Below are 16,061 nucleotides of genomic sequence, written 5' to 3' on the forward strand. Positions count from 1 at the left end.
CTTGCTTTCCAGAAAATGATGCAAAATGCTGCCGGAAGTCGCATAGCTCCGGCGAGGATCAAGATGCCGTGTGTCGGTCTTGCTTTTATCGACCGGCTTGCCAAGGCAACCATTGTCCGTTGTACCGAATGAGAACGGGGAAACGGCCTTGCCCTCGCGAGAAACGAAAACTGAAGCGGGTGCTGGAGTTGTTGTGGAAAAATGACGAGCTAAAGTAGAGGAAAATAGAAGAGGAGGTGGCAGTCGAAATGAAGATGATTCAACCCGCAGTGTCGCTATCCCAAGCATCGAAATCGGGAAAAATACTTAAGTCGGTACCCGGGAACTTGAAGTAATCGTTGGAAAGGGGGCTGGCTCGAGTGGCTGCATATACATACGTAGACAAGGATACCTGCATTGCCTGCGGAGCTTGCGGCTCCGCGGCTCCGGATCTATTCGACTTTGATGACAAAGGCATTGCGGAGAATAGATTGCCGGGCGATGATAATCGGGGAATTGTAGAGGTTCCCGAACAATATCTGGATGACCTGGATGATGCGGAGAGCGGATGTCCTAGCGCTTCCATTAAAGTTAGTTACCACTCTTTCTAACCCAACGATCTGGTACTAGAAACCCAAACTTGCGTGCTCCATGAAGCGAAATAGTACCGGTACGCGGTACTAATCGATGTCTGCGAGCAATATGGGGTAAATTAGTTCCGTCACGCGGGTACAACTTAGGTCTCTAAGGCGCGTATAGGGACGAGTTAGCCGATAAAACCGAGTAATTCAAGCCCGGTTTTAAAGCGAATAATACTAGATTCTAAAATGGGGCTAAGTCGGAAGATCTTGATTGATCTTCCGACTTAGCCCCAACTTTTTGCCTTCTTATTGAGCTCCGCCGCAGCTTCCGCCGCAGCTTCCGCCGCAACCGCAACCGCCTTTTTGCAATTCATTCGGTTCTGGCAGTCTGTCCAACTCTACGGTTTTGGTGAAATACTGACTGATCAGGCTGTGCATTTGACTGAATTCTCTCTGCGCGTATAGAAACTTGCGAATAACGTCGTTGGCGTAAATCGCAGCCTCTTCCTGTTGGTATTCGGCCACTTCCGTCTCCGTTAACGCCAAGCCTTGGTTCTCTTTGCGCTGCAGCGAGTGATGCTTCTCCATAAAATGTTCATATTGTTGTATCGCCAGTTCGTCCGAAGCGAAGTGATCGATCATGATCTTTAATGGCTGATAGCTTTCTTGTTGCAGCAGAGCCGTGCAAAGTTCCTCCATTTTCTCCAAGACAGCACCCGTGTCCAGATGAATGACCATCGTAAAAGCCTCCCCTATTGTGTGACGACATTTCGAACCGATCGGCTCCACACAACTGTACAACGAACCTAGGCGAATAACTGTGACACGACTCACATCTGCGAATCGGAAAATGTCAATCAGGGAATTCCCTATCTTTTCCGAGGGATTTCTATCGTATTACGATATAAATTTCATTCGATGTTCAGGGTTTTCCCCGGTGAAAATCAGAGCTTCTCCCGATAACCAAACGCGGGTGAAGGAGTTAGAATTGGGGTATAAACATACGCAAGAGGTATCGGTTACAGTTCTGTGAACCTGCTTAGAGAATAGTTCGTTTTGTGAGCCTAATCACAGAGACCACCCTAACAAGCGTGTTGTAATACATGCAGACGATACGGAAAAGGAGAATGGACATGGATCGAGCTTTTGCGTCAAAATTCGCCAAAATGGTTTTCTTGACCGTCATCGGTGTCATTATTCTGATGTACATCGGATCACGTTGGTTTACGCACATCGATTTGGCTTTATACGGCTATATGGTCGGCACGTTCGTGTTTATAGCCGGGTTCTATTATCGGTTCCTCGCATGGGCCGAACGGCCGCCGACTAAACTGATCTTGAAAAAAGGGATCAAGCTGCTGTTCCGTAAGTCGACCCCGCAAACGACGGCGGAGCATTTGGTTACATATCGGTTTATTTGGAATCGCGGCTGGTACCGTTGGACGCAGCACGTCTTGCTCGGTTGGGGGTGCATCCTGTCGTGCTTCGTGACTTTCCCGCTCGTGTTCGGGTGGATGTACTTCACGATGGATGACAACGGCTACTACACGGTCGTAGGATTCGGAATCGACATTATGAAAGTGCAGGCTGACGGAATTTTGGCGTTTCTGTTCTATAACGCGCTTAACATTACGGCGTTTATGGTGATCGGAGGCGTCAGCATGGCGCTTTATCGCAGGCTTAAGGATATGCAAGCCCGCGCGGAGCAGACGTTCGCCTATGATTTTCTTCCATTGTATCTTTTGCTGTTCATCAGCGTTACCGGTTTATGGCTTACGTTCAGCAACGTGTTCCTTCACGGGTTCGCTCATCCGCTCATGAGCGTCATTCACCAATGGTCGGTCATCCTCACTTTGATTTATTTGCCTTTCGGCAAGCTGGCCCATATTCCGTTCCGTCCGATGAGCGTGCTGGCGCGCAATTATCGCGAGCATTACGGGGAGCAGCAGATGAAGGCGTGCAAAGTGTGCGGAACCGAATTCGTATCGGCGGAGCAATCCAATGACGTCATTGCGGTATTGAAACAGAACGAGATCGAATTCAGCATGAAGGAAGGCTTCCATCTGGCGGAGTTGTGCTTGCCTTGCAGGCGCAAATATCGCATGTCTCGCTTCGCCGGAATTCCCACTCATGAGATCAAGATTAAGGAGGCTAACCAGAATGCCAGAGGATAAATTCTTCAAAGTCGTCGCGAACAAACATCATCCTAGCGAATCGCTCGTTCCCACCCATTGCGCTTATTGCGGGATGCAATGCGGAATGAACCTTCGCGTAGACAAGTCTACCAACAAAATCATAGGCGTGGAGCCTCGATATGATTGGCCCGTGACGCTAGGGAAGATGTGTCCTAAAGGCGTGACCGCCTACCAACAAACGAACCATGACGATCGATTGCTTCGTCCTTTGATTCGCGATAACCCGGCATTAAAAGGTACAAAGGAAGGGTTCCGCGAGGCTAGCTGGGAAGAAGCTTACGATCTGATCGTCAGGAAATTCCATAACCTGCAAGCTTTGCACGGCAAAGATTCGTTGTCCGTATTCAGCGGCGTGTCCATGACGAACGAAAAATGTTATTTGACGGGAAAATTCGCTCGCGTTGCTTTACAGACAAGATACATCGATTACAACGGCCGGTTCTGCATGTCAAGCGCGGCTGCGGGCTTCATGCGTTCGTTCGGCGTCGATCGGGGATCGACATTGCCGTGGACGGACTTGCATGAAACGGATTGCTTGTTCATCGCGGGGAGCAATACGGCCGAATGTCACCCAACGTCGATGTTCCGCGTCTGGGAAGTACAGAATCGCGGAGGCTACTTGATCGTCGCCGATCCGAGGGAGACGCCGATCGCCAGAAGAGCCGATATTCATCTGGATTTGCGACCGGGAACCGATCTTGCGTTAGCGAACTGCATGGTGAACCTACTCGCGCAGAACGGATATGCGGATGAGGAGTTCGTGAGGCTGCATACGAACGGATACGATGAAATGCTCGAAGTGGTAAAAGAGTTCACTCCGGAATATACGAGCGAGATCACCGGGATTGCTCCCGAGAAGTTAATTCGAGCGGCCGAGATTTACGGGAAGGCGCCCAATGCGGTCGTCATGTTCGCTCGCGGAATCGAACAACAGCACAAAGGTTCCGATAACGTGTCCGCCTATACGAATATGTGTCTCGTCACCGGTAAGATCGGACGTCCCAAGTCGGGAGTCGCGACCTTTACCGGTCAAGGGAACGGACAGGGCGGACGCGAACACGGACAGAAGGCGGACGCGCTTCCGGGTTATCGCAAAATAACGAATCCGAAGCATGTCGAAGAGGTATGCAAGGTGTGGGGCATTCAACCGGAGGAAATGCCGCAACCAGGGGTATCGGCTTACGAGATGTTCGAGTTGATGACGGATAAAACGATTCGCGCCTTGTACTTGCTTTGTTCTAACCCGGCAGTATCCGCGCCGAATCAAAATTACGTTCGCGAAGCTTTCAAAGGCTTGGATTTCATGGTTTGCGCCGATTTCTATTTATCGGAATCCGCCGAATTCGCCGATGTAGTCCTGCCTGCCGTGACTTGGTCCGAGGATGAAGGGACCGTTACGAATTTGGAGGGGCGGATCATCAAGATCAACAAAGCCCAGGAACCGATCGGACAGTCGAAGCCCGACTGGCTGATCCAGGTTGAGCTCGCGGAGAGACTCGGACGGGGGCAATACTTCCGCCATCTTAAGACCGCGAGAGACGTCGCGGACGAATTCCGTCTCGCCTCCAAGGGAGGGTACGCCGATTATTACGGTGCCACGTGGGATAAGATCGAAAAGCAGAACGGCGTCTTCTGGCCGTGCAAGAACGAAGAGGATCCCGGCACTCCGCATATGTTCTTGGACAAGAAGTTCTACTATCCGGACGGAAAGGCGAAATTATGCGCGCTTCCTTATCGGCCGCCCGCGGAAGAGCCGTGCGAGGAGTATCCTCTGCGTTTAACGACGGGCCGGGTCGTCTATCATTATTTGTCCGGTAACCAGACTCGCAGAATCAAATTCCTCAAAGACATGTGCCCGGAGCCTTACGTCGAGGTTCATCCGATACAAGCGGCACGGTACGGGATCGTTCACGAAGAAGTCGTCAGACTCTACTCGCGTCGCGGGGAAGCCTTCTACAAAGTTAAAATTACCGAAGCGATTCGCGAGGATACCGTGTTCGTGCCTTATCATTTCGGCCATGATCAATCGATTAATTTGCTGACGATTCCCGCGCTCGATCCGATGTCCCGCATGCCGGAATTCAAAGCGTGCGCGGCGCAGATCGAGAAAATCCCAGTCCGATCTCCCGTCGAAGCTGGACGATCCTAACGAAAGCAGGAGGGACCGATGAAACAATACTTATATATCGAGATGGACAACTGTATCGGTTGCCGAAGCTGTCTGGCCGCATGCACGCAATGCGGCGGCCACGATCAACGCAACCGGAACTACGTATACGACGTGAATCCATTAGTCAATCGCCAAACGATCCCGCTCATGTGCTTGCATTGCGTGAACCCGGCTTGCGCGAGAAGTTGCCCGGCGCAAGCGATACAGATTACCCCGGAAGGCGCGGTGTTATCGGCACTGGTGGAGAAATGCATCGGATGCCAGAATTGCACGATAGCATGTCCTTACGGGATTCCGAAGTTCGATACGGAGCAGAATCTCATGTACAAATGCGACTTGTGCTACGATCGAACGAAAGAAGGCATTCCGCCGATGTGCGCATCGGTATGTCCGACGAACACGCTGCAATGGGTTACGGAAGATGAATTGAAAGAGAAGAAAGAGCAGCATCGTCTGGGAAAATGGATGTCCAGCCACGATCCGTATGACCCTCTTGAGGGCGATACGAACGTGAAAATCAGCTTGCCGGGCATTCTCCAAGGAAAGCAAAAGCTATTCTAAGCAACCATTAAGATGATGGGGGTGAATCCCAATGGAACAAGATCGGAAAAAGGACAATAATCACGTTCCTTTCGATGAAGATAACTACACGCATAACATTCACAAGGCCAACGAACGCAGTCTGGACCGCCGCGGCTTTTTGAAAATGATGGTGGGAGCAGCCGGAGTATTCGCCGTATCGACATTGCCTTGGGGGACGATCGCGGTCAAGGAGTTGACCGGACTTCAGAACAAGAAATACGCGGACAAGAAAATCGTGGACGTTAACTCGTTGCCCGTGGGAGAAGCAGTAGAGTTTGCGTATCCCGGCGAACACGATTCCGCGTTGCTGATCAGGCTCGGCGACAACGAGTTCAAGGCGTATCAAAATGCATGCACCCATTTGAAATGTCCGGTTTTCTGGAGCAAGGAAGACGGAGAGATGATCTGTCCTTGCCATCATGGCGTGTTCGATCCGAAATCGGGCGTTCCGACGGCAGCGGGTCCTCCCAGAAGGCCTTTGCCCGAGGTTGAACTGAAGCGGGAGCAGGGTGCGATCTTCGCGACGGGAGTGAAACGATATGAAGCGTAGCTACCGCGGGGTTATTTGGTTAAGTCTAGTTCTGCTGCTGAACATTGCTTGCACTCAACAAACCGTGAACGCCTTCTTCTACGAGAAATATGAACGGGTTGTTCTGTTCGCGACGTTGAATATCGTATTATTTCCGATTGCCCTATGGATCTATCGCCGGGAGCGTGACGTGAGATGAAGGTAAAGAAGCTGCAACTGCCGTTACAGACGGTTAGCTTGGTATTGGGGTTCATGGTTTGGGTCATTCTGTCGTCGTTAATGCCGTTTATTAAAGAAGATATCGTATTATCCTCGTCCCAATTGGCTTGGGTTACCGCGATTCCGATTCTATTCGGTTCGGTCATGCGGATTCCGGTCGGCTATTGGACGAACCGCTATGGCGCCCGCAAGCTGTTCATGATTAGTTTTATTCTGCTGCTAGCTCCGATCTTCTGGGTTAGCCGAGCGGACTCGTTCGCAGACTTGATCATCGGCGGTGTGTTTCTAGGCATCGGCGGTGCGGTATTTTCCGTCGGCGTAACCTCGTTGCCGAAATATTACCCGAAAGAGCGTCACGGATTCGTGAACGGGATCTACGGAATCGGGAATCTCGGAACGGCGATATCCGCATTCGGAGCGCCAGTCGTTGCTAGCGCGCTGGGATGGTCTCAAACGGTTATGGTCTATAGCATTATCTTGATCGCTCTTGCCGGATTGAACTTCATGTACGGCGATCGCGAAGAAACGAAAGTCAATACGCCGATCATGGAACAAATTAAATCCGTCTCAAGCAACGGGAAGCTTTGGCTGCTATGTATGTTTTACTTCCTGACCTTCGGTTCTTTCGTCGCGTTCACGGTGTACTTGCCGAACTTCCTAGTCAGCCATTTCGATCTGGCGAAGGTGGATGCCGGGATGAGAACGGCCGGATTCATCGTGCTCGCTACGGCTATGCGGCCGATAGGCGGTTGGCTCGGAGATCGCTTTAATCCGTTCAAAATTCTAATGTTCGTGTTCGCGGGATTAACGATTGCCGCAACTCTGCTTTCTTTTGCTCCATCCATGCATCTGTACACGGTCGGGTGCTTAACCGTCGCCTTGTGCGCGGGTACGGGCAACGGAACGATCTTTAAGCTTGTGCCTCTATATTTCACCAAGCAAGCAGGTATCGCGAACGGCATGATCTCGGCTATGGGCGGTCTGGGAGGGTTTTTCCCGCCGTTGATCCTTACGATCATTTTCAACGCTACCGGGCACTATGCGATCGGCTTCATGGCGTTGTCCCAAGTCGCGCTAGCAAGCTTGATTCTTGTCATCGAAATGTTCTATCAGGAAAGATTGTCGCTGTCCGCCAATATCGTCGAGAATACGATCGAGGGAATCATGATCACGGACGTCAAAGGAATCATTCGTTCCGTGAACGCCTCTTTTACCCGATTGACCGGCTACACATCGGAAGAAGCGATCGGTAAAACTTCGAATCTATTGAAATCGGGAAGGCAAGATAAAAAGTTTTACGAGCAAATGTGGGACGATCTGCGCAATCAAGGCTTCTGGCAAGGAACGATCTGGAACCGCAAGAAAAGCGGGGAGATCTACTTGGAATGGCTTACGATCAGCGCGGTTAAGAACGATGCGGGAGAGATCGTTTATTACTCCGGCATGTTCAGCGACATTACGCGGCAGCAGATGAACTTGAAGGAAGCGGGTGGAGCCCATTCCTAGCGAATATTCGGTTGATCTTGTATTCATTCGGCCGGAGTCGGAAATGCCGATTCCTTACCCCGACTTGGAAGATCATATGAAAGCTTTGTTCAAGCGCCCTCATTCGTGTTTCGTGGAGCGCAGAAGAGAAGATCGGCTAGAAATCGCTACCGTTCAGATCAATGGATTGTCGGCCGCATGGGCCGAGGAGCGGGAAGTCATTGCGCATATGGAAGAGCGGATGCCGATAGAACATTTGGAATGTCTGAGCGGCTACCGGGTTCAGGTTATCCCTAAGGAACATCACGGAACATGCGCGCTGCGGAAAAGAGGTTGAACATGGACTGGGAGACACGGTTGAATGCTTATCAAGGGTATAAGATGGAGGTCATCATCGAAGACGTGGCAGGCACCGATCCGTTGGCGCCGCCGACAGCTCGCACGCTTCATCATGTTCGCTTAGCGGAGGAGCAAACGCATCTTCAATTTTACTTCAACGAGACCCAGTTTCTGGCGATTCCCGTCTATGACGATGATAGGACCCGGGTAGAACAAACAGGAGCGGAGACGATATTTTGCTCGCATGACGACTCCGCTAAGCTAATCTATAAGCTGCGATTTATAGATTGATTCATGCTATACCCACTGCCCAGCGCCGAAATAACGGTGCTGGGCACCGTTATTTCGTGGCAAATGAGGTGGAGAACGCGAATAACGGTGCTGGACACCGTTATTTCGTGGTAAATGAGGCGGAGAGCGCGAATAACGGTGCTGGGCACCGTTATTTTTATCGTTAATGCGCTGCGATCGCTTACTTGCGATCGAGGCCATCCTTGGTTACCCGAAGAATCCCGACGGCTCCCTTGGAAGCGTGGTTGAACTGGTGGGTGACGATCGGATAGTCGCCTTCTTCCGTAACCGTTAGTTCTATGACCGCTCCGCCGCTTGCCGGAAGCATCATCGTCTGAAGCCCGTACAAAATATTGTTCGGGTTTCCGTCGACGTATACCCGGTCCATGATCGTCCCAACCACATGGAACGAAGACACTTCGTTCGGTCCTACATTGTTGACGTACAACCGCACTTTATCGCCGACTTTGGCCAACAGCGGTTGTTTGGTAAGCGCGAAGTCGCTGCCGTTAAACACGACGTACTCCGGTTCTTCGTTAAGGAAAGCTTCGAAATCATTTTCTTTATACCATTCGCTCTGCACGATCGTGTATTCGCGGTCGATTTCCTTATCCGTCGGATAACCGTCTTTGGGTTCTACGATGATGATGCCGTACATGCCGTTGGCGATATGCGCGAGTACCGGCTTCGTTCCGCAATGATACATGAACACCCCTGGAGAATTGGCAGGGTACGTGAAGGTGCCTTGCTCATTCGGCATGACATCGATGAATTTTTTGCTCGGAGCGGCATGTACGGCATGGAAATCCATCGAGTGGGGGATCGCCGGATCTAGATTGCGAAGCGTGAAGTGGATCGTATCGCCTTCCTTGAACCTCAGTACCGGACCGGGTGCGGTACCATTAAATGTCCATGTGTTATAGAATACGTCGTCGGATATTTCGACATCGGTCACCTGCGCGGTCATTTCGATATTCACTACGTTACCTTCCCTAGAAACGACAGGCTCGACGGGAGGCTGATTGATTTTCTCCCGAACCTGGCTAGGTTCGGCTTGGACGATCTCGGTGGAAGCTTCTTTGACGGTTTTGGCCGTGCAGGCTTCAAGCGGTAACGCTAGTACTACGATAGCGATGGCGATCTTGGACAATCTGAACATGTAAAACACCCTCTCTTTAAGTTGGTGATTTTTTCACATATCCGGAGAATAGAAAATCCGCAACTCATTCGAAGGTCTTGTTGCAGACGGGGTGTAATTCCCTGCTAGTAGGGGAACGTTCTTCTCTCTAAATTCACCTTGATCTTATGATGGCGACAGGGGGACAAATGCGATACGGAACACATTTCGTGGGATGTCGGGAATTTGTAACATTTACCAGTAAATTTCGATCATTCCATGAACAAAGCCTTGTTTCCTACCCAAGTGTGATTGCCCTCACAGTGTTATCGCCCTCCTTTCATTAGGATAAACTCTGCGGACAGAATGCGGGAGGGAGGAAAACGATGTTGCCCTTTACTCAAGATAGAGATTATAACGAGAATCCGTTTATCGTCATCTGGGAAGTAACGCGCGCCTGCGCGCTAAAGTGTCTTCATTGCCGGGCGGAAGCCCAGTATAAAGCGGATCCTCGGCAACTTACGTTCGAGGAGGGGAAGAGACTCATCGACGACATAGCGGAGATGAATCATCCGTTGTTCGTGTTTACGGGTGGCGATCCCTTAATGCGGCCGGATCTGTTCGATCTCGCTCGGTATGCGATCGAGCAGAAGAAGCTGCCCGTTTCGATGACGCCGAGCGCGACGCCGAAGGTTACGCAAGCCGCTATTGAGAAAGCGAAGGAGTTCGGATTGTCCCGTTGGGCTTTCAGCCTTGACGGTTCAAGTGAAGAAATTCACGACCACTTCAGGGGAACGAAGGGCTCTTACCGGTTAACGATGAGAGGAATCGAGTATTTGCAGCAATTGCAAATTCCGATCCAAGTGAACACGACCGTGTCGAATTACAATCTTCATGATCTGGAAGCGATCGCGGTGAAGGTCAAGGAGATGGGGGCGGTTTTGTGGAGCGTTTTTTTCTTGGTGCCAACCGGCAGAGGAATGGAAAAGGATATGATTACCCCGAATCAGCACGAAGAAGTCATGAAATGGTTGTGCCAAGTTCAACAGAGAATGCCTTACGGAGTGAAAGCGACGGAAGCTCCCCACTATCGACGAGTGTTCTTGCAAGAAAGGAAACGATTGGGAGAGCAACAAGCGGATTCCGGCATGAAAAGAGCGGATCTTCTTGGACGCGCTCATAAGGGAGTCAATGACGGAGACGGATTCGCGTTCATCAGCCACATTGGCGACGTATACCCGAGCGGTTTCCTTCCCGTCGCTTGCGGTAATGTGAGAGAACGGTCGTTAAAGGAAATATATCGCCATTCCCCGGTCATGAAACAGCTTCGCGACAAATCGTTGCTGAAGGGGAAGTGCGGAGCATGCGAATTCAAGGATTTGTGCGGAGGATCCAGGGCGCGCGCGTATGCGGTCACGGGCGACTATTTGGAAAGCGATCCTTATTGCGCTTATATCCCGAAAGGTTGGACAGATCACGTCTAAAAAGACTGTGATAGCGGTGCTGCAGATATACGGGTGATCCTTATGTTCGCGAGGAAGGGAGATAGTGCGGCATGGAAAGTTCGGTCAGGAAAATCGTCGTCTTAGGCGGGGGAATCACCGGCCTAAGCGCAGCGTACTACGCGAAAAAAAAGTTCGAGGAAGAGCGGATTCCGGTAGAAATCACGATCTTGGAGAAGAGCGATCGGCTGGGCGGGAAAATAAGGACTCTGCATCGCGACGGTTTTACGATCGAGAAGGGGCCGGATTCTTTCCTGGCGCGCAAGCTGCCCATTATAGATTTGACTAGAGAGCTAGGGCTTGAAGACGAGCTCGTGGCCACTAATCCGAATGCAAAAACCAACTATATTTTGCGCAAGGGAATGCTGCATCCCATGCCGTTAGGGCTCGTGCTCGGCATTCCGACAGCGGTAACGCCTTTTATGAAGACGCGGCTTATCTCGCCGGCGGGTAAACTACGGGCGGCACTCGATTTTGTGCTGCCAAGAAGAAAAGACGAAGGCGATGAATCGTTGGGCGGTTTTATCGAACGGCGCTTGGGTAAAGAAGTGCTAGACAACATAACGGAGCCTCTACTCGCGGGAATCTATGCGGGGGATACTCAACAACTGAGCATGTATGCTACTTTTCCGCAATTTAAACAGCTCGAAAAGAAGCACAGGAGTCTAATCTTGGGGATGCTGGCCGGCAAGAAAAATCCGCCGCAGACTAGCGAATTGCCGGACATCGCCAAGAGAAGCATGTTCCTTACTTATAAGGGGGGGCTCGTCACGCTAGTGGATCGGCTGACGGATCGATTGCATCCTGTTCGGATCTTTACCGGCCACGGCGTCATGCAGCTCAAGCGGGAAGATCGTCAATACCGACTAACGCTCGATAACGGCACAGACATTCATGCGGACGGATTGATCATGGCCATTCCCGCGTTCGAAGCAGCGAAACTATTGATGGAATCGCCCGTCATGTATGGATTGGGACGAATCCAATACGTATCGGTGGCGAATATCGCTTTGGCGTATAAGAAGGAACATATTCGGTATCCTCTTAACGGTTCGGGGTTTGTCGTCCCCCGCAAAGAAGGCAGGATGATAACGGCCTGTACCTGGTCATCGTCTAAATGGCTTCATGCCGCGCCTCCAGGTGCCGTGCTGCTGCGAACATACGTAGGACGCTCGGGAGCGCAAGAATGGGTTGGCTTAACGGACGAGGAACTGATAGACGGGGTGCGCGAAGACTTGCGCCTAACGATGGGGATATCGGGTGAACCGCTATTCTCGGAAATTACCCGCTGCCATCGTTCCATGCCGCAATATCCGGTCGGTCATCCCGATCAATTGAAGAAGTGGAGAACGTATCTGGCGGAGAATAAGCCGGGATTAATTTTATGCGGAGCGGGATACGGGGGAGTAGGCATTCCGGATTGCGTGGATCAAGGGAAAAAAGCCGCCGAACAAATGTTAGGTTATCTCTTGAAGTGAGAATTTAGGCCGACAGCGATTGCTTTACCAAATGCCAATGCAGAGAAGATTCTGCGTTGGTTTATTTATTTAAATTTTGACACTAAATAAAAATTGACAGTCACTATCAAAATAAATATACTTCCATTATATCGGTCGATCAAGACCGCGAAAGGTGGAGGTTTCGAATGCGCAAAGAAAATGCGCGCAAATGGTGGGTGCTTGGTGCGCTTACGTTCGGATTGTTGGCGATTTCTTTGGACTTGACGATTCTTAATGTCGCGTTGCCTACGCTCGCATCCGATTTGGATGCGTCGACAAGCTCGCTTCAATGGATTGTCGATTCCTATAATTTGGTGCTGGCCGCTATTTTGCTTCCCGCCGGCATGTTGGGAGACCGCTACGGACGCAAGAAATTTCTACTGGCAGCGCTGGTCCTGTTCGGCTTGGCGTCGGCGGGTTGCGCGCTAGCGGATTCGTCGGAGATGTTGATCGTGATGCGTTGTTTTCTTGGGTTGGGAGCCGCTTTCATCATGCCACTATCCATGTCGATTCTTCCCGTTTTGTTCGAGGGGGCGGAACGCACGAAAGCGATGATGGTGTGGGCGATGGCGAACATGTTCGGCATTCCGCTCGGACCGATTGTCGGGGGCTGGCTGCTGAAGCATTACGAATGGAGTTCCGTCTTCGTCATTAATATTCCGTTAGCCGCCATTGCCGTTGTCGCCGTCGGGTGGCTGCTTCCCGAGTCCCGCAGCGCGGCGCGTTCCGGATTGGATGGTTTCGGGATCGTGACCTCAAGCCTCGGACTCATTAGCATCACCTACGGCGTAATCCGCGCGGGCGAGCATAGCTGGACGGATCCGTTTGCGCTCGCTACGATTGCGATTGGATCGTTAATGATAGCCGTCTTTATCCTATGGCAACGCAGAGCCGCTCATCCGCTGATCGATCTGACCTTATTTAAGTCGGCGCGCTTCACATGGGGAGCCATTCTCGCTACCATTGCTACTTTTGCTATTTTCGGGCTAATGTTTGCGACACCGCTCTACTTCCAAATCATCCAAGGAGCAGATTCGTTGAGTACGGGATTACGTCTGCTTCCGATGATCGGCGGATTGATCTTGGGGGCTAAAATCGCGCAAAGCTTGCTCATGAGATCCGGTACTAAAGTCGTTGTCGGAGCGGGGTTCGCAATCATTGCCGTAGGCTTGGTAGCCGGTGCGATGACTGGAATGGACAGCGGGTACGGCTATGCGGCCGTATGGATTACGGTATCGGGGTTTGGACTTGGCATGGTGTTGCCGGCCTCGATGGATGCCGCTACGGGCGAGCTGTCCGCCGAACGAAGCGGGGTCGGTTCGGCGCTTATAATGGTCATGCGCCAAGTCGGAGGCGCATTCGGCGTCGCCTTGCTCGGCAGCGCGCTTAACGCGACTTATCGTTCGCAGCTGGATTTGACCGACGTACCGGAGTCGGCAGCGGGGCTTGTCCGCCAAAGCGTTGTAGGAGGGTCTATGGTCGCTCGGCAATTGTCTTCCGAATCGCTTCTGCATTCCGTGCATCTCTCGTTTATACATGGAATGAATAATCTTTTATTCGTATGCTGCGGGTTTGCTATCGTTGGTTTGGCTTTAACGCTACGATTCTTGCCGCGGTCTTCCGGTACGCCGCAAACCGAGAAGGCGCAACAAATGAGCCTATAACATTGCCCGCCACCCGCAAAAACGGTAAACTTATAGAAGAAAGCAAAAGAGTTACCGGGAGGCAAACGCGTGTTTTTAGACGATCAGCCCAAGCTAGGGCTTCGCGAACGGAAGAAGTTAAAAACCCGGGAAACGATCCAGCAGAACGCGGTCCGATTGTTCCGAGATCAAGGGTACCAAGAGACGACGATCGAGCAGATCGCCGATCAATCCGACGTATCACCGAGTACCGTTTTTCGTTATTTTCCGACTAAGGAAGCGATCGTCCTGCAAGACGAATTCGATCCGCTTCTGATGGCCTATTATCGTAAGCAGCCCCCGGAGTTAAGTCCGATACAAGCATTCAGGCGGACGGTTAAGGAAGCCTCTGAGATTATTACCGCGGAAGAGCGTAGGGCGATTCGAGAACGGACCGAACTGATCATGTCGGTACCCGAGCTGAGGGCAGCCAATATGAGCCAGTACTCGGATACGCTGCTCATGATTGCCGGATTGATTGCCGAGAGAGTAGGGCGAGAGAGCGAAGATTTAGTTGTTCTTGGTTTAGCGGGCTCGATCGTAGGAGCGATTCTCGGCGCACATATTTACTGCAGCATGAATGCCGAAGCGGATTATGTCGAGACGATTGAACGTACGATCGAGCAGTTTGAAGAAGGATTCCAATTTCAGAATGAATGAAGATGACGCTCCGACAGAGGGGCGTCTTTTTTTGGGTCGTTTTTCATAGTTGTTTCCCGACGCTAATATTTATAGCAAAAAATTGACATGTAATTCCAGACTATTGACATAGATACAATTTGTATCATAATATTAGAGAGTGAAATCGGGAAAGGAGAAGCTCTTTAATGGATAACAAAAGCAAATACAGAGAGTTATGCAAAACGAACTTTGACATCCCTATTTTCTCCATGGATTGGTGGTTGGACATCACGGCAGGCGAGAGAAATTGGGATGTAAGCATCGTAGAGAGAAATGACGAAATCATCGCCAGCCTGCCCTATTACATTACGAAAAAGTACTTTTTTAACATGATCAACATGCCCAAGCTGACCCCGTCGATGGGCGTTTGGATTAAATATCCGAGCCAACAAAAGTATACGACGAAGCTCTCTTACGAAAAGGAGATTTTTCAAGCTTTAATCGAGAACCTTCCGCAGTTCGATTTTTTCTATCAGCACTTCCATTGGTCGATTACGAATTGGATGCCATTTCATTGGCAAGGCTTCAAGCAAAGCACCGACTACACTTACGTGCTCGAGAACACTCAAAATTTGGAGTTGCTATTTTCCGACTTCCGGGAAAATATCCGCCGAGAGATCCGCAAAGCGGAGAAGTTGTTGAAGGTTGTAGAAGAAGAGGATGTCGAAAGGTTTTATCAGATCCATAAAAAGACGTTCGACAGGCAACAGATGAGCAATCCTTATAAATTCGAGTTAATCAAGCAAATCGATGAAGCTTGCCGCGCTCGAAACTGCCGCAAAATGTGGTTCGCCATCGATGATATCGGACAGGTGCATAGCGCGATTTACGTCGTGTGGGATGAACAATCCGCTTATTACATAATGGGAGGTGCCGACCCGCTGCTCAGAACAAGCGGCGCGACGTCGTTGCTGTTATGGACGGCGATCAAGGAAGCTTCCCGGCAAGGAAAGCAATTCGATTTCGTAGGCAGCATGTTCGAGCCGATAGACCGGTTCTTTAGGGGGTTCGGCGCCGTTCAGAAGCCGTATTTGCAAATCTCTAAGACGAACGGGAAGTTGATCAAAAGTTCGTTTTGGATAAAGGAAGGCTTGAAATTGTTACGATGATCGCATAAACGGCGGAATTCAACCCTTGCGAAGCAAGGGTTTTTTATTGTTGTTCGTAACCGATAAGAGATGTGGAGTGGATATCTGTAATATTGTTCTTG

Annotated in this window: 16 protein-coding genes and 1 pseudogene; 15 read left to right on the forward strand and 2 right to left on the reverse strand. The window is 50.8% G+C overall.

The window, feature by feature from the left end:
• Positions 1-44: 44 nt before the first annotated feature.
• Together FPL14_RS30200 and FPL14_RS27835 are read left to right on the forward strand one after the other, a co-directional pair.
• Positions 45-218 (forward strand): annotated as a pseudogene (locus tag FPL14_RS30200) (radical SAM/SPASM domain-containing protein); the annotation flags it as partial.
• Between the two features lie 141 nt (positions 219-359).
• Positions 360-590 (forward strand): ferredoxin, encoded by a 231-nt coding sequence (locus tag FPL14_RS27835; RefSeq protein ID WP_182300770.1) that lies wholly within the window; start codon positions 360-362, stop codon positions 588-590.
• Between the two features lie 276 nt (positions 591-866).
• Here FPL14_RS27835 and FPL14_RS27840 read toward each other — a convergent pair whose 3' ends face one another.
• The gene (locus FPL14_RS27840; protein WP_182300771.1) at positions 867-1,298 is read right to left on the reverse strand and encodes a YlbF/YmcA family competence regulator; all 432 of its coding nucleotides are present in this window, start codon (positions 1,296-1,298) and stop codon (positions 867-869) included.
• 395 nt (positions 1,299-1,693) lie between these two features.
• Here FPL14_RS27840 and FPL14_RS27845 point away from each other — a divergent pair, with 395 nt between their 5' ends.
• The 8 genes from FPL14_RS27845 to FPL14_RS27880 are packed head-to-tail and all read left to right on the forward strand — an operon-like array spanning position 1,694 to position 8,370.
• Positions 1,694-2,734: a hypothetical protein gene (locus tag FPL14_RS27845; protein ID WP_182300772.1), complete on the forward strand. Its 1,041-nt coding sequence runs from the start codon at positions 1,694-1,696 to the stop codon at positions 2,732-2,734.
• Entirely contained in the window at positions 2,721-4,904 is a 2,184-nt protein-coding gene (locus tag FPL14_RS27850; RefSeq protein WP_182300773.1) for a molybdopterin oxidoreductase family protein, read from the forward strand. Before FPL14_RS27845 ends, FPL14_RS27850 begins: the two co-directional genes overlap by 14 nt.
• A gap of 18 nt (positions 4,905-4,922) precedes the next feature.
• On the forward strand, positions 4,923-5,486 hold the full coding sequence (locus FPL14_RS27855) for a 4Fe-4S dicluster domain-containing protein (RefSeq protein WP_182300774.1): 564 nt from the start codon (positions 4,923-4,925) through the stop codon (positions 5,484-5,486).
• A gap of 31 nt (positions 5,487-5,517) precedes the next feature.
• Entirely contained in the window at positions 5,518-6,057 is a 540-nt protein-coding gene (locus FPL14_RS27860; RefSeq protein ID WP_182300775.1) for a Rieske 2Fe-2S domain-containing protein, read from the forward strand.
• Complete coding sequence (locus FPL14_RS27865) at positions 6,047-6,235, forward strand: hypothetical protein (protein ID WP_182300776.1); 189 nt, start codon at positions 6,047-6,049, stop codon at positions 6,233-6,235. Before FPL14_RS27860 ends, FPL14_RS27865 begins: the two co-directional genes overlap by 11 nt.
• Positions 6,232-7,761 (forward strand): nitrate/nitrite transporter, encoded by a 1,530-nt coding sequence (locus FPL14_RS27870; protein ID WP_182300777.1) that lies wholly within the window; start codon positions 6,232-6,234, stop codon positions 7,759-7,761. Before FPL14_RS27865 ends, FPL14_RS27870 begins: the two co-directional genes overlap by 4 nt.
• A complete protein-coding gene (locus FPL14_RS27875) occupies positions 7,745-8,077 on the forward strand; it encodes a hypothetical protein (protein ID WP_182300778.1) in 333 nt (110 codons plus the stop codon). Before FPL14_RS27870 ends, FPL14_RS27875 begins: the two co-directional genes overlap by 17 nt.
• A gap of 2 nt (positions 8,078-8,079) precedes the next feature.
• On the forward strand, positions 8,080-8,370 hold the full coding sequence (locus FPL14_RS27880) for a hypothetical protein (RefSeq protein ID WP_182300779.1): 291 nt from the start codon (positions 8,080-8,082) through the stop codon (positions 8,368-8,370).
• 181 nt (positions 8,371-8,551) lie between these two features.
• Here FPL14_RS27880 and FPL14_RS27885 read toward each other — a convergent pair whose 3' ends face one another.
• Complete coding sequence (locus tag FPL14_RS27885) at positions 8,552-9,529, reverse strand: multicopper oxidase domain-containing protein (protein ID WP_182300780.1); 978 nt, start codon at positions 9,527-9,529, stop codon at positions 8,552-8,554.
• Between the two features lie 344 nt (positions 9,530-9,873).
• On the opposite strand from FPL14_RS27885, the gene FPL14_RS27890 reads away from it, so the two are divergent.
• From FPL14_RS27890 to FPL14_RS27910, 5 genes are all read left to right on the forward strand, one after another.
• Positions 9,874-10,971: a TIGR04053 family radical SAM/SPASM domain-containing protein gene (locus FPL14_RS27890; protein ID WP_182300781.1), complete on the forward strand. Its 1,098-nt coding sequence runs from the start codon at positions 9,874-9,876 to the stop codon at positions 10,969-10,971.
• Positions 10,972-11,042: 71 nt separating this feature from the next.
• Complete coding sequence (gene hemY, locus FPL14_RS27895; protein ID WP_182300782.1) at positions 11,043-12,467, forward strand: protoporphyrinogen oxidase; 1,425 nt, start codon at positions 11,043-11,045, stop codon at positions 12,465-12,467.
• A 167-nt stretch (positions 12,468-12,634) separates the two neighbouring features.
• A complete protein-coding gene (locus FPL14_RS27900) occupies positions 12,635-14,152 on the forward strand; it encodes a DHA2 family efflux MFS transporter permease subunit (protein ID WP_182300783.1) in 1,518 nt (505 codons plus the stop codon).
• A gap of 69 nt (positions 14,153-14,221) precedes the next feature.
• Complete coding sequence (locus tag FPL14_RS27905) at positions 14,222-14,830, forward strand: acyl-CoA-like ligand-binding transcription factor (protein ID WP_182300784.1); 609 nt, start codon at positions 14,222-14,224, stop codon at positions 14,828-14,830.
• 167 nt (positions 14,831-14,997) lie between these two features.
• Positions 14,998-15,960 (forward strand): GNAT family N-acetyltransferase, encoded by a 963-nt coding sequence (locus tag FPL14_RS27910; RefSeq protein ID WP_182300785.1) that lies wholly within the window; start codon positions 14,998-15,000, stop codon positions 15,958-15,960.
• The last annotated feature ends 101 nt before the right edge of the window (positions 15,961-16,061 follow it).

This window comes from Cohnella cholangitidis, assembly GCF_014107495.1.
Lineage (GTDB): Bacteria > Bacillota > Bacilli > Paenibacillales > Paenibacillaceae > Cohnella > Cohnella cholangitidis.